Here is a 19,373-nt window from a genome sequence, read left to right as displayed (position 1 = left end):
CTCAGCGCAGCGTGCCGAAGAATGTCCGGACGTCCTCGACGAGCAGGTCGGGGGCCTCCATGGCGGCGAAGTGGCCGCCACGGTCGAACTCCGACCAGTGTGTGACGGTGTGCTCCAGCTCGATCGTGCGCCGGATCGACACGTCCATCGGGAACACCGCGACCCCGGTGGGCACCGTCGACCGGGCGCTCGCGCCCCAGGCGCCGGCGTGCGCGGTCTCGTAGTAGCTGTTGGCCGACGAGCCGGCGGTGCCGGTCAGCCAGTACAGCGTCACGTTGGTGAGCAGTTGGTCGCGGTCGACCGCGTCCTCCGGCAGCTTCGCGGCCGGGTCGGTCCACTCCTGGAACTTCTCCACGATCCAGGCCAGCTGGCCGACCGGCGAGTCGGTCAGCCCGTGCGCCAGGGTCTGCGGACGGGAGATCTGGATCATCACGTAGCCGGACTGCTCGGTCTTCATGTAGGTCATGGTGTCCAGCCGGGTCCGCTCGGCGTCGGTCAGCTCGGCCACCTCGTCCGCGCGGACATCGCTGAACGCGGACAGCCCGTTGGCGTGCACGCCGATGACCTTGTCCGGGTTGAGCCGGCCGAGCCCGGGGGAGATGACCGCGCCGGTGTCGCCGCCCTGCGCGCCGTAGCGGTCGTAGCCGAGCCGGTCCATCAGCTCGGCGAAGGCCCTGGTCACCCGGTTGGTGTCCCAGCCGGTGGCGGTGGTCGGCCCGGAGAACCCGGTGCCCGGGATGGACGGGATGACCAGGTGGAACGCGTCCGCCGGGTCGCCGCCGTGGGCCCTCGGGTCGGTCAGCGGGCCGATGATCTTCATGAACTCCACGATCGAGCCCGGCCAGCCGTGGCTCACGATCAGCGGCAGCGCGTCCGGCTCGGGGGAGCGCACGTGCAGGAAGTGGATGAGCTGCCCGTCGATCTCGGTGGTGAACTGCGGGTAGTCGTTCAGTGCCCGCTCGTGGACGCGCCAGTCGTAGCCGTCGCGCCAGTACTCGGCCAGGTCCCTGAGGTAGCTCACCGGCACCCCTCGGCTCCAGCCGACGTCCGGCAGGTCGGTGCCCCACCGGGTCCTGGCGAGCCGGTCCCGCAGATCGTCCAGGTCGGCCTGGGGGATGTCGATGGTGAAGGGCCGGATCTCGCTGTTGTGCTCCATGCCGTCGACCGTACGGACCACTTAGGACAGGTTCGGTCCTAGGCGGCTGGCAGGCTGTACCCATGTTGGAAACCTCGGCGCGCCTGTTACGCCTGCTCTCGCTGCTGCAGACCCGCCGTGACTGGTCGGGTGCCGAACTGGCCGACCGGTTGGACGTGACGACCAGAACCGTCCGCCGCGACGTCGACCGATTGCGCGACCTCGGCTATCCCGTGCTGGCCAGCGCGGGCACCGCCGGCTACCGGCTGGCGGCGGGCGCGGACCTGCCGCCACTGCTGCTGGACGACGACGAGGCCGTCGCGGTCGCGATGGGGTTGCGCACGGCGGCGGGCGGGTCGATCACCGGGATCGAGGAGACGTCGGTGCGGGCGCTGGCCAAACTCGAACAGGTACTGCCGTCCCGGCTGCGCCACCGGGTGAACGCCTTACAGTCGGTGACCGTGCCGCTGGCCAACACCGGCCCCACCGTCGACCCGAGCACGCTCACCGCCATCGCCGCCGCCTGCCGCGACTCGCTGCGCCTGCGGTTCGACTACCGCGCCCACGACGGGCGGACCGGGATGCGCGTCACCGAGCCGCACCGCCTGGTGCACACCGGCAGGCGCTGGTACCTCATCGGCTGGGACGTCGACCGGGAGGACTGGCGGACCTACCGGGTGGACCGCCTGGACCCGCGCACCCCGACCGGTCCCCGGTTCACCCCGCGCACCCCGCCCGACCCCGACCTCAGCGGCTACACCTCACGGGCGATCTCCACCTCGGCCTACCGCTACCAGGCCAGGTTCACCCTGCACGTCAGCGCCGAGACGGCGGCGGAGCGGATCACGCCGACCACCGGCGCGCTGGAACCGATCGACGAGCACCGCTGCACGCTGCGCACCGGGTCGAACTCCCTGGACGAGCTGGCCATCTACGTGACGACCAAGGGCTTCGACTTCCAGGTGCACGAGCCGCCAGAACTCGTCGCGCACATCGCCACCCTGGCCGCCCGGCTGTCCCGCGCGAGTTGACCGAGATCCCGACGGCGACGTCGTACTCCGGTCAACTCGTCACCTAGCCTGTCCACGTGGTCACAGATCCCCTGATCCGGAACATGTCGGGCGAGCTTGCCTCGGTGGTCCTCGCGACGAGGCTGCCGCCGCCGATCAGGGCCGAGACCCTGCGCACCGTGTTCAACGTGGTGCACACGACGGTCGGCGCGGCCGGGCACCCGATCGTCGACGGCGTGGTGCGCACCCACGAGCCGAGCACCGGCGGCGTGCCCGTGCTCGGCCGGACCGAAAGACTGGACCCGCACGCCGCCGCGCTGGCCGTCGGCACCGCCGCGCACCTCGACGACTACGACGACACCCATCTGGCGACGGTCATCCACCCCGGCGCGGCCTGCCTGGGCGCCGGGCTCGCCATCGGCCTCGGCCGTGACGTGAGCGGGCCGGAGCTCCTGCACGCGGTCGGCCTCGGCGTCGAGGTCCAGCTGCGGCTCGGGCTCGCGCTCACCGAGGCGCACTACGACGCCGGTTGGCACATCACCGGCACCTGCGGCGTGGTAGGCGCCGCGGTCACCGCCGGCCTGCTCGCCGGCCTCGACGAGCAGCTGCTCACCAGGGCGATCGACCTCGCGGTCAGCCAGACGGTCGGCCACCGCGAGGGTTTCGGCAGCTCCGTGAAGCCGATCAACGCGGGCAAGGCCGCGGCGAACGGAGTGCTGTCGGTGCTCCTCGCCCGCACCGGCTTCACCGCACCGGCCACGAGCCTCGACGGACCGCGCGGGTTCTTCGCGGTGCTGACGAGCAGTGCCGCGCGAGCGATCGTGCTGGACGGGTTCGGTACCCGGTGGCACCTGCTCGACAACACCTACAAGCCCTACCCGTGCGGGATCGTCTGCCACCCGGCGATCGACGCGGCGATCGAGCTGCACCCCGTGCTGGCCGGCCGGCGGGTGGTGGCCGGGGAGCTGCGCTGTCACCCGCTGGTGCCGGAGCTGACCGGCAACCCGGACCCCGGGACCGGCTTACAGGCACGGTTCAGCACCGTGCACGGGGTGGCGACCGGCCTGCTGGACGGTGCGGTCGGCCTGCCGCAGTACAGCGACGAGCGGGCGACCGCGCCGGAGGTCGCCGCCCTACGGCGCGCGATCACCGTCGCCCCGGACGGAGCCTGCCGCCGCGACGAAGCGATGCTGACCGTGACGCTGGAGGACGGCACCACCCACCGCCGCCACGTCGAGCACGCCCGCGGCAGCCTCGCCCGCCCCATGACCGACGAGGAACTGGCCGACAAGGGCCGCCGCCTCGCCGAGCCGGTGCTCGGGACCCGGGCAGCCGGCCTCGCCGCCGCCGTGCACGCCCTGCCGGACGCGCCGAGCCTCAAGCCCCTCCTGGACGCCGCCGCCCCCGCGCGGGTCACGACACCGGGACTCGTGGGTCGCGGCGTGGGGACTCGCGGGTTCGGCGGTGGGGACTCGCGCGGCGTGAGCGCCGCGCTGTGCGAGTTCGCGTACGAGCTGCGGTTTGCCGACCTGCCGGCTGGTGCGCGTTCGGCCACCGCGACCACCACCGGCAGCGCGCTGTGCCTCATGGTCGGCGCAGCCCGGCAGCCGGCCGTCGACGCCGCGGTCGACGCGCTCGGGGTGCTGTCCGGACCGGGCTCCGTTCCGTTGCTCGGTCGGCGCGAGCGGCTGCCCGGCATGTGGGCCGCGCTCGCGCACGGGATCGCCGGGCACGTGGAGGACTCTGAGGACTCTGAGGACACCCACCCGACGATGGTCGTCCATCCCGGAGCGCCGGTGGTCGCGGCCGCCCTCTCGGCGGCTGCGCGGTCCGGCTCCACGGGCGTGGAGCTGCTCGCGGCGGTCGCCGCCGGGGTCGAGGTCACGCTGCGGGTCGGGCGCGCGCTCGTGCCCGAGGCGCGGGACCGGGGGTGGCACCTGACCGGCGTCGCTGGGCCGGTCGGGGCCGCGGTGGCGGCCGGTCGGCTGCTCGGGCTCGACCCGGCCCGGCTCCGCGCGGCGGTCGGGCTCGCGGCGACCCAGTCCGCCGGGCTCGTCGAGGCGTTCGGCACGATGGCGAAGTCCCTCCCGCCCGGCAAGGCGGCGGCGGTGGGGTTCGAGGCCGCGGTCCTCGCCGAGCACGGGCTCGACGGGCCGACGGCGCCGATCGAAGGGCGCCGGGGGTTGCTCGCGCTGCACGTGGGTCGGGTCGACCCGGTGGCGATGGTCGACGGGCTGGGTGTTCGCTGGGAGCTGGCACGCGACGAGACCAGGCCGTACGCGTGCGGTGTGGCCGGCCACGCGATCCTGGACGCGGCCGGGGTCCAGCGCATGGCTCTCGGGCTGACCGAGCCGGTGCTCGGCGACCGGGCAGCGGACTTCGTGGCTCTTGCCTTCGATCCGACGGCCGCCTCCGTGGCCGAGCTGCTCACCGCCGGAACCCCGGCCGCGTGAAGAGCTGGTCGCCGCCAGGCCGTCGGGCCCGGTTCGACCGAGGGAGCCCATCATGACCGCACTGGTGACCGGAGCCGGCCGCAACATCGGCCGCGCGATCGCGCTCGGCCTCGCCCGCGTCGGCCACGACGTCGCGCTGCTCGTGCGCACGGACCGGGAGGGCGCCGAACGGGTGGCGGCCGAGGTGGCGGCGATGGGCAGGCGGGCGCACGTGTCGCTCGCCGATGTCCGCGACGGCGCCGCTGTCCGGTCCGCGGTGTCCACAGTGGCCGGTGCGCTCGGTCCGATCGGGGTGCTGGTGAACAACGCGGCGGTGCGGCGGGAGCAGCCGTTCGGCGAGATCGGCATCGAGGACTGGCACGAGATCCTGGGCATCGTGCTCGACGGCGCGTTCCACTGCAGCGCGGCGGTGCTGCCCGGCATGGTGGAGCGCGGGGACGGGCGGATCGTGAACATCGCCGGTGTCACCGGGCAGACCGGCGCGGCGATGCGGGCGCACGTGGTGACCGCGAAGGCCGGGATCATCGGCCTCACCAAGGCACTCGCGGTCGAGTACGCCGCGAGCGGGGTCACGGTGAACGCGGTGTCCCCCGGCCTGATCGACACCGTCCGGACCGGCGTTCCCCACCACCACAAGGAAAAGCACATCCCGGTCGGCAGGCAGGGTACTCCGGACGAGGTGGCCGCGGCGGTGTGTTACCTCGCCTCTCCCGAGGCGGCATTCGTCACCGGCCAGACGCTGAACGTCAACGGCGGCATCCACCTCGGCGCCTGACGGCGCCGCGATTTCTGCTATACAGACATCGCGTCTGATTGACGGTGGTTTTCGGCGATGGCTATCCTCACGTCCATATAACGGACTATCCGTCTGTATGGAGGACATCGTGCGGATCCGGCACATCGGCATCGTCACCGCGGACCTCGAGCGCAGCGCGACGTTCTACGAGAGGGTCTTCGGCTTCAAGCGGCTGGGCGACGTCCGCACTCCCGGCCACTTTCCAGGCAAGGCGCTCGACCTGACCGACGGCGAGATCAACTACTCCCTGCTGCAACCGCGGGAGGACATCGAGCGGTCGGCGTGGTCGCAGGGCGCGATGGGGCCCAACCACGTCGGCGTGGAGATCGAGGACACGGGCCGGGTGGTCGAGGTGCTCGCTGAACTCGGCGTGGAGATCTACGGCGCCGAGCGGGCCGACCCACCCCGGTTCTTCAAGTTCCGCGACCCGGACGGTGTCGAGGTCGACGTCGCGACGCCGGACCGCAGCTGGCGCATCGCCTGACGCCGGGTGCCGGCCCGGCCCGTCGCGTGGTTGGCCGCGACCTTCGCCAGCAACGCGCTGGTACAAGTCGCGGTCACGCTTGCCCGGCCGATGTCCACCTACCGCCTGCTCGCTGTCGACGCGGACGCCACCGCGGTGGGTGTCGTCGCGGCCGCCTTCGCGTTGCCGCCGCTCCTGCTCGCGGTGCGGCTCGGCCGGTGGTCGGACCACTCGCACCCGGGCCTGATGCTCATCGTGAGCGTGGCCCTCGCGAGCGGCGCGACGCTGCTGGCCGCGACCGCGACGTCCGTGGTCGGGATCGGCGTGTGCACGGCGGTGCTCGGCCTCGGCCACCTCGGCACGGTGGTCGCCACGCAGAGCCTCGTCGCCAAGAGATCCACTGTGGACGAAGGGGTCAACCGGTTCGGCCTGCTGACGCTGTCCGCCGCCCTCGGCCAGATGGCCGGCCCGCTGCTGGGCGGCCTGCTGGCCGGCGGCGCTGACCTCGCGTCGACTTCACGCAGCCTCACCGTCGGCGGGTTGGTTGGGCTCGTCGCGCTGCCGGCCGCGGTGGCCACGCTGCTGCTCGCCCGCGCGCCGGTTGGCCGGCAGCGGCAGCGGCCGCTGCCGGCCAACCGCATGGTGCGCATCGCCGGGATGCCGGCCGCACTGCTCGTGAGCTTCGCGTCGAAGGGCACCGCCGACCTGCTGCTCGCGTACCTGCCGCTGCTCGGCGCGGCGTTGGGCATCGGCGCGACGGGCGTCGGGGTGTTGCTGAGCGTGCACGCCGCGGCGTCGTTGCTGTCGCGGGCGGCCATGCCGTGGCTGGTGCGTCGGGTGGCGTGGGTGCGACTGGTCGTGGTGAGCATGGCGGTGAGCGCGGTGTGTGTGGCGCTGCTGCCGCTCGGCGGCGTGCCGGTCCTGCTCGCCGCACCGATGGCGGTGCTGGGATTCCTGCTCGCGCTCACCCAGACGATCACGATGGTCTGGGTCGTCGCGCTGGTGCCGGCGGACAGCCGGGGCAGCGCGCTCGGCCTGCGGCTGGCCGGCAACCGGCTCGGCCAGGTCGCGGTGCCGAGCCTCGCGGGGCTGCTCGCCGGGGCGGCCGGCATCTCACCGGTGTTCTACCTGCTCGCCGCCGTGCTCGCGGTCAGCGCCGCCACAGTGGCCCGCCACGGCCAGGACCCAAGAACCAACCCCGCCCCATGAATCCCTGTGCGAAGTCCCCACCCACCCAACAGCCACCTCAGGGGAACGTGACGCAATCCAGCCACTATCCACTTCGACAACCCCAGCCCGCGCTGGGACGCAACCAACACTCAAAAATCCCGGGGAGGCGGAAGAGTATCGCGCAACGCGTCGGCCATCTCCTCGGTTCGCTTGAGGGAGAGCCGGTTCAACGGGGCCGCGATCGCGATCGCCGCCCACCGGTTGGTCGCGTCGCGGAAGGCCATGGCCACCGAGCCGACGCCCTCCTCCGACTCCGACGAGTTCACCGCGTACCCGCGCCGGCGCACCTGGGCCAGCTCGCGGCGCAGCTCGTCGACCGTCGCGATCGAGTGCTCGGTGATCCGCTCGAGCTCCGTGTCCGGCGGATAGCTTCGGCCGAGCGCCGCCTCGTCCAGCTCGGCGAGCAGCGTCTTGCCCAGCGACGTGCAGTGCGCCGGCAGCAGCGCCCCGGTGCGCGCGGTCACCCGCAGCGCCTTGTCGCTCTCCACCGCGTCCAGGTACCGGACCAACCGCCCCTCGAGCACGGCGAGGTGCGCGGTCTCGCCGAAACGTTTGGCGAGTTTCTCCAGATACGGCCGCGCCTGCTCGCGGACGTCCAGCTTCCGCACCACCGTGAGGCCGACCTCGATCAGCGCCGGGCCGGCGTGGTACGCCCGAGACTCGGGGTCCTGCCGCACGAAGCCGTGGTAGGCGAGCATCGCCAGCAGCCGGTGCGCCGTAGAGTGCGCGACGCCGAGGTACTCGCGCGCCTCCATCAGCCGCACCGACGGCTGCTCCCGGAACAGCAGGATCAACCGCAGCGCGTTGTTCACCGACGACATCGGATAGTTCGGCGGTGACGGGTCGCTATCCGGACTCTGCGTCTGCATAACAGACGCATCGTAAGACCAATACGCATCTGCGGCGAACTGTGGGCACAGAGTGTTGACAGATGATCACCCAATTCCTACAGTAGGCGTCCTCTTATCGGACATCTTGTCTCTATGACAGACATAAGGTGATGGTGTAGTGCGCCTCGTGCACGTGGCCACCGGCGGGGTGGTCGCGCTCGTCGGACTGCTGGCGCTGCTCCAGGCGCTGAGCCTCGCCTTTGTCGGCACGAACGGCGAGCCGGGACCGGGCCTCTTTCCGGCGCTGCTCTCCGGGTTGCTGATCCTGCTCGGGCTCGCGCTGTCCGCGAGCTACCTGATCGGCAACCGGCGCCACGTGGAGCATATGGAGCGGCTCGACCTCGATCGCACGCGGATGGGTCGGGCGACTGTCGTCTGGGCGTGCTTCGTGATCATGGTGGTGCTACTGCCCCTCGTGGGGTTCCTGCCGGCGACACTGCTCCTGGTCGGCGTCCTCGTACTGGCGATGGAGAAACAGCGTAACGTCAAGGCGATCGCCGCCGTGCTGGTGCTGCCGGTGGCCATCTACCTGGTCTTCGCGGTCGCACTCGAGGTCCCGCTTCCGGTGTGGGGATTCGCCACATGAGCGCGATGCAGGGCCTCCTCGACGGCTTCGGTACGGCGTTCAGCCCGGTCAACCTGTTCTGGCTGATGATCGGCGTGATCACCGGCACGCTGGTCGGCATCCTGCCCGGCCTCGGTCCACCAGCGACGATCGCGATCCTGCTGCCGCTGGCCACCAACCTCGACCCGTCCACCGGTCTGATCATGATGGCGGGCATCTACTACGGCGCGAAGTACGGCGGCTCGACCACGTCGATCCTGTTGAACATCCCCGGTGAGTCCTCGTCCGTGGTGACCTGCCTGGACGGCTACGAGATGGCCAAGCAGGGCCGAGCCGGGCCGGCCCTTGGCATCGCCGCGATCGGCTCGTTCGTCGCCGGCACGATCGGCGTGCTCGGACTGACGTTCCTCGCGCCGGTGGTGGCGGACGTGGCGATCGAGTTCGGTCCGCCGGAGTACTCGGCGCTGATGCTGTTCGCGCTGATCCTGGTGATCATGCTGGCCGGCGAGTCGCTGCTCAAGGGCTTCATCTCGATGGCGATCGGCCTGCTGCTGTCCACCGTCGGTGTCGACCTGTTCTCCGGCGAGCAGCGCTACACCTTCGGCACCATCGAGCTGGCCGGCGGGCTGGAGTTCATCGCGCTGTCGATCGGGTTGTTCGCGATCGGCGAGGTGCTGGTCAACGTGGAGGAGAAGACCGGCCGGTCGATCTTTACGGTGCCGACCAAGCTCCGTGAGCTGTTGCCGAGCCGGGAGGACCTGCGTCGCTCCCGCGGCCCGATCGCGCAGGGCTCGGTCACCGGCTTCTTCGTCGGCCTGCTGCCGGGCGCCGGATCCACTGTGGCCTCGTTCGTCTCCTACACGATCGCGCGGAACACCTCCAAGCGGCGCAAGGAGTTCGGCAAGGGCGCGATCGAGGGCGTCGCGGCTCCCGAGTCGGCGAACAACGCCGAGACCGGCGGCGCGATGATCCCGCTGCTCACGCTCGGCATCCCGGGTTCGAGCACCGGCGCCGTCCTGCTCGGCGCCCTGATCCTCTACGGACTCCAGCCCGGCCCCCTGCTGTTCACCGAGAACCCCGAGGTGGTCTGGCCGGTGATCGCCAGCATGTACCTCGGCAACGTGGCGCTGCTGGTACTCAACCTGCCGCTGGTGCCGTTTTTCGCGCGGTTGCTGAAGCTGCCGTACTGGGTGATCTACCCGGGCATCCTGGTGATCTCCGTGGTCGGCGTGTACAGCGTGAACCAGTCGCTGTTCGACGTGTGGATGCTCGCGTTCTTCGGCCTGCTCGGCTATGTGCTGAAGAAGCTGGCGATCCCGCCGGCACCGCTGGTACTCGCGTTCGTGCTCGGACCGATCGCCGAGGACTCGATCCGCCAGTCCCTGATCATCTCCTCGAACAGCCCGCTCATCTACCTCCAGCGCCCGATCTCCGCCGTCTTCATCGGACTCGCGGTGCTGGTGTTGGCCAGTCTCTTGCTGGGGAAGTCGCGTCGGTTGCGGCGCCGGGTACTGGAGAACGACGACTGATCAGCTCCAACAAGGAGAGTCCAGATGCGCAAGAAGACCGTGACCGCCGCGCTCGCGAGCGTGGCACTGCTCGCGCCGACCGCGTGTAGCACCGCGGAAGGCGGTAGCGACGCGAAAACCGGCGAGCCCGACCGGGTGGAGGTGGTGTGCCACACCAAGGCGGGCGGCGGCAGCGACGAGTTCATCCGAGGCGTTCTCAAGATCATGTATGACGAGCAGGTGATCTCGGCGAACTGGCCGGTGCGCAACGTGCCGGCGGGCGACGGCATCGGCGCGATGTCCTACCTCGTCGCCCAGGAGGGTCAGGACAACGAGATCGCCACGATGACCCCGACCTGGATCGTCACCCCGATGACCGTGGCGGACAGTGACGTGTCGATCGACGGCCTGACCCCGATCGTCGGCCTGGTCAACGAGCCGACCGTGGTCGCGGTGCGGGCGGACGCGCCGTACGAATCGCTCAGCGACTTCGTCGACGCGGCCAAGGAAGACCCGAGCACGCTGATCCAGACCGGCGGCTCGACCACCGCGAGCGACTCGCTCACCGGCCTGGCGCTGCAGAAGTCGACCGAGGCGAAGTGGAAGTTCCTGTCCTTCGAGGAGACCGGCTCGCGCCTCACGGCGCTGCTGCGTGGCGACGCGGACATGATGCTCGGCAGCCCGGGTGACTTCAGCGAGCAGGTGCGGGCCGGCAAGCTGAAGGTGATCACCGTCCTGACCGACGACAAACTGCCGGAGTTCCCGGACGCGCCGACCGCGAAGGACGTCGGCATCTCGACCGGCGATCTGCCGCTGCAGTTCCGCGGCATCCTCGGCGCGCCCGGCGTGAGCAAGGAAGCGATCGCCTACTACGAGAAGGTCTTCAAGAAGATGCTCGACACCGAGGCGTGGAAGGAGCACGCGGCGGAGGAGGGCCTGGTGACCGACTACCGCAACAGCAAGGACTTCGGGGAGTACCTCACCCAGCAGCGCGAGGTGCTCGGTGGGCTGCTCGAGGACCTGGGCCTGCGGAAGGACCAATGACAGCGTGACCACCCCGACCGCCACCCTCGCCGAGTTCGCCGCCGGCCTGGCCTACGGCGACGTCCCGGACGACGTCCGGCACGAGGTCGCCCGCTCGCTGGTCGACTGGCTCGCGGTCACCCTCGCCGGGGCGGCGGAGCCGGGGTCGGCCCGGTTGCGTGCGGTGGCGCGGCGGGTGGCGCCGGTGCCGAGGGCCACCGTGGTCGGCACGACCGAGCGGACCACCGTGCCGTACGCCGCGCTGCTCAACGGGTACGCGGCGCACGTGCTGGACTTCGACGACACGTACAACCCGGCGCGCACCACAATCCACGGCGGCTCGGTCACCTGGCCGGTGATCTTCGCGCTGAGCGAGGATGAGTCCACAGTGGACGGGAGGCTCGCGGTCACCGCGTACGTGGCGGGGTTCGAGACCACCGCGCGGGTGGCGGCCGCGGCCGGCCCGGCCCACTACGAGGTCGGCTGGCACGTCACCGGCACCGCGGGCCACGTCGGTGCCGCGGCCGCCGCCGCCCGCGTGCTCGGGCTGGACGCGGCGCCGACCGTGCACGCGCTCGGCACGTCTGCCACCCAGGCGGCCGGCCTCAAGGAGCTGTACGGCAGCGACTGCAAGGCACTGCACCCCGCCAAGGCCGGGATGGACGGGCTGGTCTCCGCACTGCTGGCACAGGAGGGCTTCACCGCGACCCCGACCAGCATCGAGGGCGCAAGAGGCCTGCTGCGGGTGTTGAGCCCGGACCCCGATCCGGCGTGGCTGACCGAGGGGCTCGGCTCGTCGTGGCACCTGGCGGCCAACGGGTACAAGGCCTACGCCAGCGGCTCGCTCACGCATCCGGCGGTCGACGCCGTGCTCGCCATCCGTGCGCGCGACGGCTTCGCCGCCGGCGACGTGGTCCGGGTCGTCGCGACGGTGCACCCCTACGCCGCGACGGTGACCGGCAACCCGGCGCCGACGACCAAGACACAGGCGAAGTTCAGCCTGCAGCACTGCGTCGCGGTCGCCGTGCGGTCCGGCAGGCTGACCCCGGCCGACTTCGAGCCCGACGTGGTCGGCGACCCCGAGGTGGTCCGGCTGCGCGGCCTGGTCGAGCCGGTCGTCGACCAGGACGGCGGCAAGCGGTCGGCGACCGTCGAGGTCGTGCTCGCCGACGGCCGGGTGCTCCGCGAGTCGGTGCGGGACAACCGGGGCACGCCGGACAACCCGATGACCGACGACGAGCTGGAACGCAAGCTGCTCGACGTCGCCGTCCCCGTGCTCGGCGCCGGCCGGGCCACGGAGCTGGCCGCGCTGGCCTGGCGGGTCGCCGAACTCGACGACGTCGCCACGCTGATCGCGACCACTGGTCCGCCTCCCCGGGATTTTTAGGTGTTGGTTGCGTCCCAGCGCGGGCTGCGGTTGTCGAGGTGGATGGTGGCTGGATTGCGTCACGTTCCCTGAGGTAACTGCTGATCAGGGCCGGACTTCGCGCAAAGATTCGACGGACAGGCTGCTATACGGGCAGGTTCTGCAGTCCACGTAGGACACGGTCGAGTAGCGGCAGGTCGGGGCGGGCGGCGTAGTCGACCTGGTTGCGGTGCACGTCGATCAGACCGAGGCCGGCCATGTCATCCAGCAGCACCCGCACCACGCCGAGCGGCAGGGACATCAGCGCACCGACCTCGGCGACGGACCTGGATCGGCGGCACAGCACGGCGATCGACCGGTGCTCGCTGCGCAGGGTGTCCAGCAGCTCCTCGGCGCGCGCCGACGTGGACACCAGGGTCTCGATCCCCAGTTCGCTCCGGTCGCTCCGGGACCTCGTCCGCCCGCCGGTCCACGCATACGCGCGGACGGCCGATGGCTCCTCATCGTCACGAGCCGTCCAGTCGCCGGCGTTCATCAGCCGGCGGCTAGCTCGGCACGCAGCTGCGGGGTGAGGATCTGGCCGACCTGGTCAACCAGCACGGTCATCTCGTAGGCCAACTGCGCGATATCGCAGTCACGCTCGGCCAGTACCGCGAGGGCTGCGGCGTCGCGGATCGACGTGATCAATAACGAGCCCTCGTCCATCTGCACGATCGTGCGCACCACCCGGCCGGCGTCGAAGGTCCTGGACGCGCCGAGGTTCAGGCTGGTGATGCCCGCGGAGATCGCGGCCAACTCGTCCGCTCGCTCCGCCGGCAGCCGGGCGGACAAGGCCAGCACCAGGCCGTCAACGGAGATCACCAACGCGTGCGCGACACCGGGCACGTTGTCGGCGAAGGTGTCTATCAGCCAGCCGAAGCGGCCCACCTGGCGGTCGTCTTGCTTCCCGGCCTCGGTCATCTCCTACTGTCCCCCTCTTCCCTTTGCCCACTACGGATCCCGGACTGGAAACCGCTCAGGAAGCCGCGATTCCGCGCGGCGTCCCTGGACGGCGTGGCCGGCGGCTCGCTTGCCGGGCTGGCGAGTAGCTGCCCCTTCGGCACTCGCTTGGGCAGTCCGTTCGGGCCCGTCGATGGCGGGCCCGTCGAGGGCTGGGTGGTGACCGGCCGCGCGGTCGCCCCCCTCGGCGTGCCGGACCGCTGCCTGAGCCAGGTGAACTCCGCCGGCTCGGGCTCGGCCGGGACATGCGCGGCGAAGAGGACGGAAGCGGGGGTGCGGGCCGACGGGAACTCCGGCAGCCGCACGTTGATCCCCGCCGACTCGAGCTGGCCGACCACGGCGGCGACGGGCTTCGCCGCCGGGCCGGCCGGTCGGTCGGCCCGGCGGTCGGGCGCCTGGCCGGCCACGATCACCAGCTCGGTCGGTACCAGCACGCTCGCCCGCAGGCCGGACATGCCGTCCTGACGCGGGGCCAGGTGCACCCGAATGCGGTACTTGGCGGTCAGCCGGCCCACCACGAACAGGCCCAGCTGCCGCGACGCCGGCACGTCGGTCCCACTGATGGCGACGCGACGGTTCGCCTCGCGCAGCTCAGCCTCCGCCATGCCGAAGCCCTCGTCGAGGATCTCGACGACCGCCCCGCCGTCATCGGTCACCCAGCCGGAGATGACGACCTGGCTGTCCGGCGGCGAGAACGCCGCGGCGTTGTCGATCAGCTCGGAGATCGACCGGATCAGGTCGCCAACGGCGAACGCCGCGATCCGATCCTGCGGCGCGGACTGGATGATCGTGCGCTCGTAGTGCTCGATCTCCGAGACCGCGGCGCGCAACACGTCGCCAAGCGGCACCGGGTCGGCGAACTGCCGGTGCAGCGCGCCATCGGACAGAATCATCAGGTTCTCGTTGTTGCGCCGCATTCGGGTGGCGAGGTGGTCGACCTTGAACAGGTTCGACAGCTTGTCGGGATCCTCCTCGCCCTGTTCCAGCTGTTCCATCAGCCGCAGCTGGCGTTGCACAAGGCTCTGGCTGCGGCGGGACAGGTTGGTGAGGATGTCGCTCAGGGTGCCGCGCAGGCGCGCCTCCTCACCCGCCGAGCTGACCGCCTGGCCGAGCACGGTGTCGAACGCCCTGGCGAGCTGGCCGAACTCCTCGGTGGTGCGCAGCGGCACCGGGGGGATCGTGACGTTCTGTCCGGCCCGGATGGACCGCACCGCGGCCGGCAGCTGTTTGTCCGCCACGTCCAGCGCGGTTCGGCGCAGCTGGCCGACCGACCGCAGCAGGTACCGGCCGAGCCCGCCGCCGATGCCCACGGCGAGCAGGACCACCAGGACCAGCAGTACCGACACGATGACCCAGCGAACCTGGTAGCTGTTGGCCAGCCTGGCCGACTCCGAACGCAGCTCGGTCGCCACGTACCCGGTGACCTCGGTGGTCAGGCTCGCGGAGGTGCCGAACGTGTCACGCCACTGCTCCGGGGTGAACGGCAGGCCGACCTCCTCGGAGCCGCGGGCCTCGACCACCAGCAGCGTCCGCTCGGTTTGGGCGGAGCCGGTCACCGTCCCGTCGTACCGGTCGAGGAACTGCTGGGGGGCGACCGACTGGAACTCCTCGAGGTTGGTGTTCAGCTGGATCTCGGCCTCGGCGAGGGTCTCCTTGCCGTTGTCCGACAGCGAGCCGTCGTCCATGCCGAGGAGCCCCGTGGCCTGCTGGAGGCTGACCTGCTCCCGGGCGGACTGGAGCTCGTTGAGCGCGATGGCCGTGTTGGCCAGCGACTCGTCGGGGAACCGCCCGACCAGGGAGCGGTCGAACTCCAACACCGCACCGGTCAGCCCGGCGTAGGCGTCCTGCGCGTTCAGCGCACTCTGCTCGTCGTCGCCGGTCAACTGCTGGCGTGCGTAGCCGAGCACGCTGATCATCCCGGACAGTTCGCGGTAGCGCTGCGACGCGTTCTCGCCGAGGTTGGGCGTGTCCCGGACGGTGTCCCGCATGGTGGCCAGAGCGGTGTCCGTCGTGCGGGTCACGGCCGTGAAGTCGCCGTCCGGCCATACGGCCGCGTTGCGTTCGCGCTGCACGGCGGACAGGGTCCGCACCAGCTCCACCCGCAGGTTGGCGACACGTTCGATGTCGTCGTAGGAGTTGGCGAGCTGGACGTCGGCGGTGACTCGCAGCACGCCGAGCACCAGCGCACCGACCACTGGCAGGACCAGCACCATGCCCAGCTTCACGAGCAGTGGCCAGTTGCGCCACTGTACGATTCGGTTCCTGAAGGCGCGCCAGCGCGACACGTGCGGTTGTCGGTTGTGCGCCGCGCTCACGGGATCTCCTTCGGCTTGAGTGATCCCGACGACGGGTTCGTGGCGACCGTAGGGATCCGTCTGATGAGGATCAAGGGCGGATTATGTCATCGTCCGGGCGCGGTGTGTAAAGAAACATCGGTATTTGCCTGAAGCTGCTGTCGCCACGTCGACGACCGAGGAGCTGGTCAGACCTTCCGCGAGCTGGACGGCGCCGGCGACGGGCAGTGACGACGGGCAGTGATCATGACCCGAGTTCGCCGGCGCCCGGTCTGATCTCCCTGGCCGGAGGGACCGGGTCGGGACGCGCGAGCGCCGACTCCGGCCTGACGTGCGGGAGGACGTCCTCCGGCGGGTGCGTCACGTGCGAGCCGGTCACGTCCTCGACGCCGCGGCCGGCGGTGGCTACTCGGGGGCGCTCTGGTCGAACAGGTGGACCGCGTTGCCGCTCGGGTCGAGGAAGGTCGCACCCTTGCCGCCCGGCATGTCGATCTCGCCCTGCCAGTCGAGCTCGGGGTGCGCCTCGCGGAAGGCGTCCACACTGTCCACGGCGTAGAAACCGCCAGCGCCCCAGCGGGGTCCGGCCTCCGGCGGCACGTCGAGCATCAGCTCGACCTCGGTGCCGGGGAGGGCGAACGCGGCGGTCGACTCACCCTCCCGCCAGGACTCGTCGAACCCGAGGGTGTCCCGGTAGAAGGCGACCGACGCCCCGATGTCCTTGACCGGCTGGTACAGGAACGTCAGCTTCATGTGGATGACCGTAATCGCATTACGGAAACCCGTCAACCGGTTATGCTCGGGGGATGCGCGAATGGGTCCCCATCCCCGGTTCGGTCAAGGCCAGGCTCATCGAGGCGGCCATCCACCAGTTCGAGGTCACCGGCTACGACGCGGTCAACGTCGTCGACCTGGCCAGCAAGGCCGGCGTCACCACCGGCGCGCTGTACCACCACTTCGGCTCGAAGCTCGGCCTCTACCTGACCGTCCGTGAGGACATGGAGAAGCGGATCGTCGAACGCATGGCGGGCGCCGCGGCGACCGCGGGGGATCGTGGGCACCCCGCGGTACGGGCCGCGCTCCTGGTGGCCTTCGACGCCGCCGTCCGGTTCACCGTGTGCCGGATCCTGGGCGAGCGGCCGCCGGTGGAGCGCGCCGATCCGGTCGCCGGCGCGCTGCGACCGTTGCTGACCAAACACAAGGCCCCCGCCGCGGACGTGCTCGCCGCGGCGTGGCGGGCCGCGCTCCTGGCCGTCGCCACGGACACGTCCGCGACGGCGGCCAGGGCGGCACTCAGGTACGTACTCGACCCCGGGTAGGTGGTCAGCTCACCGAGGCGAAGGCGGAGGCCCAGAGCACGCAGATCACGAGCCCGACCAGTGAGCAGACCAGTCCGGCGATGGCCAGGCCCTTGGGCATTCCCGGCGTGCGGCCGGCCTTGGAGATGCCGACCCCGCCGAAGATGGTCCCGAGAATCACCATCGGCCAGGCGAGCACGCCGATCCACGGGAGAAACGAGAACAGCAACCCGACAATGCCGAGCACCAGCGACGCGACCCCCATCCCGTTGGTGGGCGGCACATAGTGTCCAGGCGCCGGGTAGCCCTGCGGTTGTTGCGGGTAATTGGTCACGTTTCCTCCCCAGTAGTTCCTACTGGCGAGCAAGTCGTCACCACCCACGTCTCCGTTACCGGTGAACACCGGAATGTCACCTGTTAGTGCGACAGCCACACCCATGCCCTGAATGGGCCATTGGGGACGCTCAACGTCCTCAATGACCCATTCAGGGCAGGTGTCAGGGGGTCGCGGTGGAGCGGCCACGCAGGCCGGTCGGCACGGCGTCGGTCGCGTCGGTCGACTTCCTGGTCGTGCGCGCGCGGCCGGTCGGGCTGGTGCCACTGGCCGGCCGCACCGCGGTGCCCGCCGCCTGCCCGGCCATCGGCGGCATCATCGGCGACCCGGCCGGCCCGGTCTTGGCCGCCGCCCCGCCGGACGCGGTCTGCACCCCCGGGCTGACATCCGCCGCGGCGACCGGCGCGCGTTTGGCGGCCAGCGATTTGCCGACCCCCGGCAGCCCGCTCCCGCCGAGCGTGCCGTAGGGCAGCGACGAGCCGCTGAGCGTCGGCGCGTTGCCCGCACCGGGCGCGCCGGCGCCGGAGGTCAGGTTGGCCCCGGTCGCCGACATGGTGTCCAACCCGGCCAGCGACGGCATGCCCCCGCCGCCATAGCTCCCGGCGTAGTCCCCGGCGGCGCCGCCACCACCGCCCGCCTGGCCGAAACCCATGGTGGTGGCCAGCGTCTCCAGTTCCGACATCGCGCCCGAGGTCGCCGTGAGCGCCTTGACGATGTCCTCCGGCGAGTTGCCATCGGCCGACGGCTTGATGTCCACGGTCGGGATGTCCGGCCGCTTGACCCCGGCCGCCGACGCGGTCTTCGCGATCGCCATGTCGAACTCCGCGCCGAGCGCGGTCATCACCGCGCCCGCCGCCTGCTGGAACCCCAACGCGGCCCACTGGGTCAGCGGGGAGGACAGCGCGGCGTAGTACTGCGTCTGCAGGGCCAGCACCTCCTGGTGGGTCCTGGCGATCGCGCCGGAGAGCGTGGTCAGCGTCGCGGACACCTGGGAGGCGTCGATCCGCGCGCCCCACGAGGCCAGCTCGGCGTCGTCGGCCTGGACCCTGGTCGCCCAGTCCTGGGCCGCCTGGTCCTGCCAGTGCGGCAGCAGCGACTCCGACCTGGTGCGCAACTCGGTGCGCGCGCTGTCGATCCAGCCGCGCACCTCGGTCCACATCCGCGCCGCGTCGAGGTAACCCGGGGCGTTGGCGACCTCGGCGGTGCTCATCGCGACGAGCATCTCCATCGGCAGCAGGTTGTACGGGATGGCCATGGCCGTCACTCCTGTTCGGGTTCGTCCTGCGGTCAGGCGGTGCCGGCGGCCGGGTCGGCTTCGGCGGGGGTGGTGTCGGGCACGGCGCCACCGGCGCCGGCGCCGGTCACGGTCTTGACCAGGCTGATCCCCTGGTTGGCGACCTTGGTCCCCGCGCCGACGATCTCGGCGGCCGAGGCCAGGTCGGCCCACTTGTACTCCAGCGAGATGTGGTGCACGTTCGTGGCGTGGCTGATGATGTCGTTGGTGACCCTGGTCAGGTAGTCCGCCGCGGCCACCGACGCCATCTTGTCCACAATGGACATCGCGAAGCCCTCAACGAGCCCTGGTGGGTTGATCGGCGCGCCCACCCGGCCCAACGAGCCCGGCATCGGGGGCGCGGTGAGCTGCTGGGCGGTCATGGCCATCGCGGCCGGGTCGCCGTCGATCTTGTTCATCGGTCTGCTCCTCTGGAGGGGTCACCTGCCACAGGTGCTCGTCGAGCACCCGCAGTGCGTCGTTGTCGCTGTCCCAGCCGCGTCGCGCCGCCGGCCTGGGTTGGCTCGCGCCCGCCCGGCCGGCCAGCGCGACGCCCGGGGTCACCGGACCGGTCACCGCGCCACGACGCGGTCGTGGCCGGGACTCGGTGCGGTCGCTGTTCCCCGGCTTGATCCCGCCAGCCGTCCTGGCGGCCGCGGCACCGGCCGCGCCGGACTGCGGCGGCATCATCGGCGGCGTAGCGCGGGCACCGGTCGCGGTCCCCGCGCCACCGGCCAGG

General features: G+C 71.2%; 19 protein-coding genes and 1 pseudogene. 11 read left to right on the top strand and 9 right to left on the bottom strand.

All coding sequences use genetic code 11. The annotated features are described in order from the left end of the window. Window position 1: 1 nt before the first annotated feature. A complete protein-coding gene (locus ACYVIP_RS26335; protein ID WP_460400968.1) occupies window positions 2–1,156 on the bottom strand; it encodes an epoxide hydrolase family protein in 1,155 nt (384 codons plus the stop codon). Window positions 1,157–1,218: 62 nt separating this feature from the next. Between ACYVIP_RS26335 and ACYVIP_RS26330 the strand changes: the two genes are divergently transcribed. From ACYVIP_RS26330 to ACYVIP_RS26310, 5 genes are all read left to right on the top strand, one after another. Beyond that, window positions 1,219–2,166 carry a helix-turn-helix transcriptional regulator gene (locus tag ACYVIP_RS26330; protein WP_460400966.1) on the top strand — a complete coding sequence of 316 codons (948 nt, stop codon included), beginning with the start codon at window positions 1,219–1,221 and terminating at the stop codon, window positions 2,164–2,166. A 56-nt stretch (window positions 2,167–2,222) separates the two neighbouring features. Beyond that, window positions 2,223–4,598 (top strand): MmgE/PrpD family protein, encoded by a 2,376-nt coding sequence (locus ACYVIP_RS26325; RefSeq protein WP_460400964.1) that lies wholly within the window; start codon window positions 2,223–2,225, stop codon window positions 4,596–4,598. Window positions 4,599–4,650: 52 nt separating this feature from the next. Further along, window positions 4,651–5,373: a 3-oxoacyl-ACP reductase FabG gene (gene fabG, locus ACYVIP_RS26320; protein WP_460400962.1), complete on the top strand. Its 723-nt coding sequence runs from the start codon at window positions 4,651–4,653 to the stop codon at window positions 5,371–5,373. 97 nt (window positions 5,374–5,470) lie between these two features. Further along, window positions 5,471–5,878 carry a VOC family protein gene (locus ACYVIP_RS26315; RefSeq protein WP_460400960.1) on the top strand — a complete coding sequence of 136 codons (408 nt, stop codon included), beginning with the start codon at window positions 5,471–5,473 and terminating at the stop codon, window positions 5,876–5,878. A 6-nt stretch (window positions 5,879–5,884) separates the two neighbouring features. Then, complete coding sequence (locus ACYVIP_RS26310; RefSeq protein ID WP_460400958.1) at window positions 5,885–7,066, top strand: MFS transporter; 1,182 nt, start codon at window positions 5,885–5,887, stop codon at window positions 7,064–7,066. A gap of 110 nt (window positions 7,067–7,176) precedes the next feature. Here the strand turns inward: ACYVIP_RS26310 and ACYVIP_RS26305 are convergent, their stop codons facing one another. After that, window positions 7,177–7,899, bottom strand: coding sequence for an IclR family transcriptional regulator (locus tag ACYVIP_RS26305; RefSeq protein ID WP_460400956.1), 723 nt, complete (start codon window positions 7,897–7,899; stop codon window positions 7,177–7,179). 205 nt (window positions 7,900–8,104) lie between these two features. On the opposite strand from ACYVIP_RS26305, the gene ACYVIP_RS26300 reads away from it, so the two are divergent. Genes ACYVIP_RS26300 through ACYVIP_RS26285 form a run of 4 tightly spaced genes read left to right on the top strand, consistent with a single transcriptional unit; the run spans window position 8,105 to window position 12,460 of the window. Next, entirely contained in the window at window positions 8,105–8,563 is a 459-nt protein-coding gene (locus ACYVIP_RS26300; protein ID WP_460400954.1) for a tripartite tricarboxylate transporter TctB family protein, read from the top strand. After that, on the top strand, window positions 8,560–10,071 hold the full coding sequence (locus ACYVIP_RS26295; RefSeq protein ID WP_460400952.1) for a tripartite tricarboxylate transporter permease: 1,512 nt from the start codon (window positions 8,560–8,562) through the stop codon (window positions 10,069–10,071). The genes ACYVIP_RS26300 and ACYVIP_RS26295 overlap by 4 nt, the downstream gene beginning before the upstream one ends. A 24-nt stretch (window positions 10,072–10,095) precedes the next feature. Next, a complete protein-coding gene (locus tag ACYVIP_RS26290) occupies window positions 10,096–11,094 on the top strand; it encodes a tripartite tricarboxylate transporter substrate binding protein (RefSeq protein ID WP_460400950.1) in 999 nt (332 codons plus the stop codon). 4 nt (window positions 11,095–11,098) lie between these two features. Further along, a complete protein-coding gene (locus tag ACYVIP_RS26285; RefSeq protein WP_460400948.1) occupies window positions 11,099–12,460 on the top strand; it encodes an MmgE/PrpD family protein in 1,362 nt (453 codons plus the stop codon). 124 nt (window positions 12,461–12,584) lie between these two features. Here ACYVIP_RS26285 and ACYVIP_RS26280 read toward each other — a convergent pair whose 3' ends face one another. From ACYVIP_RS26280 to ACYVIP_RS26265, 4 genes are all read right to left on the bottom strand, one after another. Next, window positions 12,585–12,974, bottom strand: a complete 390-nt coding sequence (locus ACYVIP_RS26280) for a DUF742 domain-containing protein (RefSeq protein ID WP_460400946.1) — start codon at window positions 12,972–12,974, stop codon at window positions 12,585–12,587. Beyond that, window positions 12,974–13,399 (bottom strand): roadblock/LC7 domain-containing protein, encoded by a 426-nt coding sequence (locus tag ACYVIP_RS26275; protein WP_460400944.1) that lies wholly within the window; start codon window positions 13,397–13,399, stop codon window positions 12,974–12,976. Before ACYVIP_RS26275 ends, ACYVIP_RS26280 begins: the two co-directional genes overlap by 1 nt. Continuing rightward, window positions 13,396–15,663: a sensor histidine kinase gene (locus ACYVIP_RS26270; RefSeq protein ID WP_460400942.1), complete on the bottom strand. Its 2,268-nt coding sequence runs from the start codon at window positions 15,661–15,663 to the stop codon at window positions 13,396–13,398. Before ACYVIP_RS26270 ends, ACYVIP_RS26275 begins: the two co-directional genes overlap by 4 nt. A gap of 474 nt (window positions 15,664–16,137) precedes the next feature. Next, window positions 16,138–16,482, bottom strand: a complete 345-nt coding sequence (locus ACYVIP_RS26265; protein WP_460400940.1) for a VOC family protein — start codon at window positions 16,480–16,482, stop codon at window positions 16,138–16,140. A 53-nt stretch (window positions 16,483–16,535) separates the two neighbouring features. Between ACYVIP_RS26265 and ACYVIP_RS26260 the strand changes: the two genes are divergently transcribed. Further along, window positions 16,536–17,048, top strand: a complete 513-nt coding sequence (locus ACYVIP_RS26260) for a TetR/AcrR family transcriptional regulator (protein ID WP_460400938.1) — start codon at window positions 16,536–16,538, stop codon at window positions 17,046–17,048. Between the two features lie 4 nt (window positions 17,049–17,052). On the opposite strand, the gene ACYVIP_RS26255 is transcribed toward ACYVIP_RS26260, so the two are convergent. From ACYVIP_RS26255 to ACYVIP_RS26245, 3 genes are all read right to left on the bottom strand, one after another. Beyond that, window positions 17,053–17,361, bottom strand: coding sequence for a DUF4190 domain-containing protein (locus ACYVIP_RS26255; RefSeq protein ID WP_460400936.1), 309 nt, complete (start codon window positions 17,359–17,361; stop codon window positions 17,053–17,055). A gap of 163 nt (window positions 17,362–17,524) precedes the next feature. Beyond that, complete coding sequence (locus tag ACYVIP_RS26250; RefSeq protein ID WP_460400934.1) at window positions 17,525–18,616, bottom strand: hypothetical protein; 1,092 nt, start codon at window positions 18,614–18,616, stop codon at window positions 17,525–17,527. A gap of 32 nt (window positions 18,617–18,648) precedes the next feature. After that, a complete protein-coding gene (locus tag ACYVIP_RS26245) occupies window positions 18,649–19,053 on the bottom strand; it encodes a hypothetical protein (RefSeq protein ID WP_460400932.1) in 405 nt (134 codons plus the stop codon). 62 nt (window positions 19,054–19,115) lie between these two features. Here ACYVIP_RS26245 and ACYVIP_RS26240 point away from each other — a divergent pair. Further along, window positions 19,116–19,373: pseudogene (locus ACYVIP_RS26240) on the top strand (hypothetical protein); the annotation flags it as partial.

Source organism: Actinophytocola sediminis (genome assembly GCF_054779715.1).
Note: the sequence above shows the minus strand (reverse complement) of the source record. Positions and strands in the feature narration are given on the sequence as shown.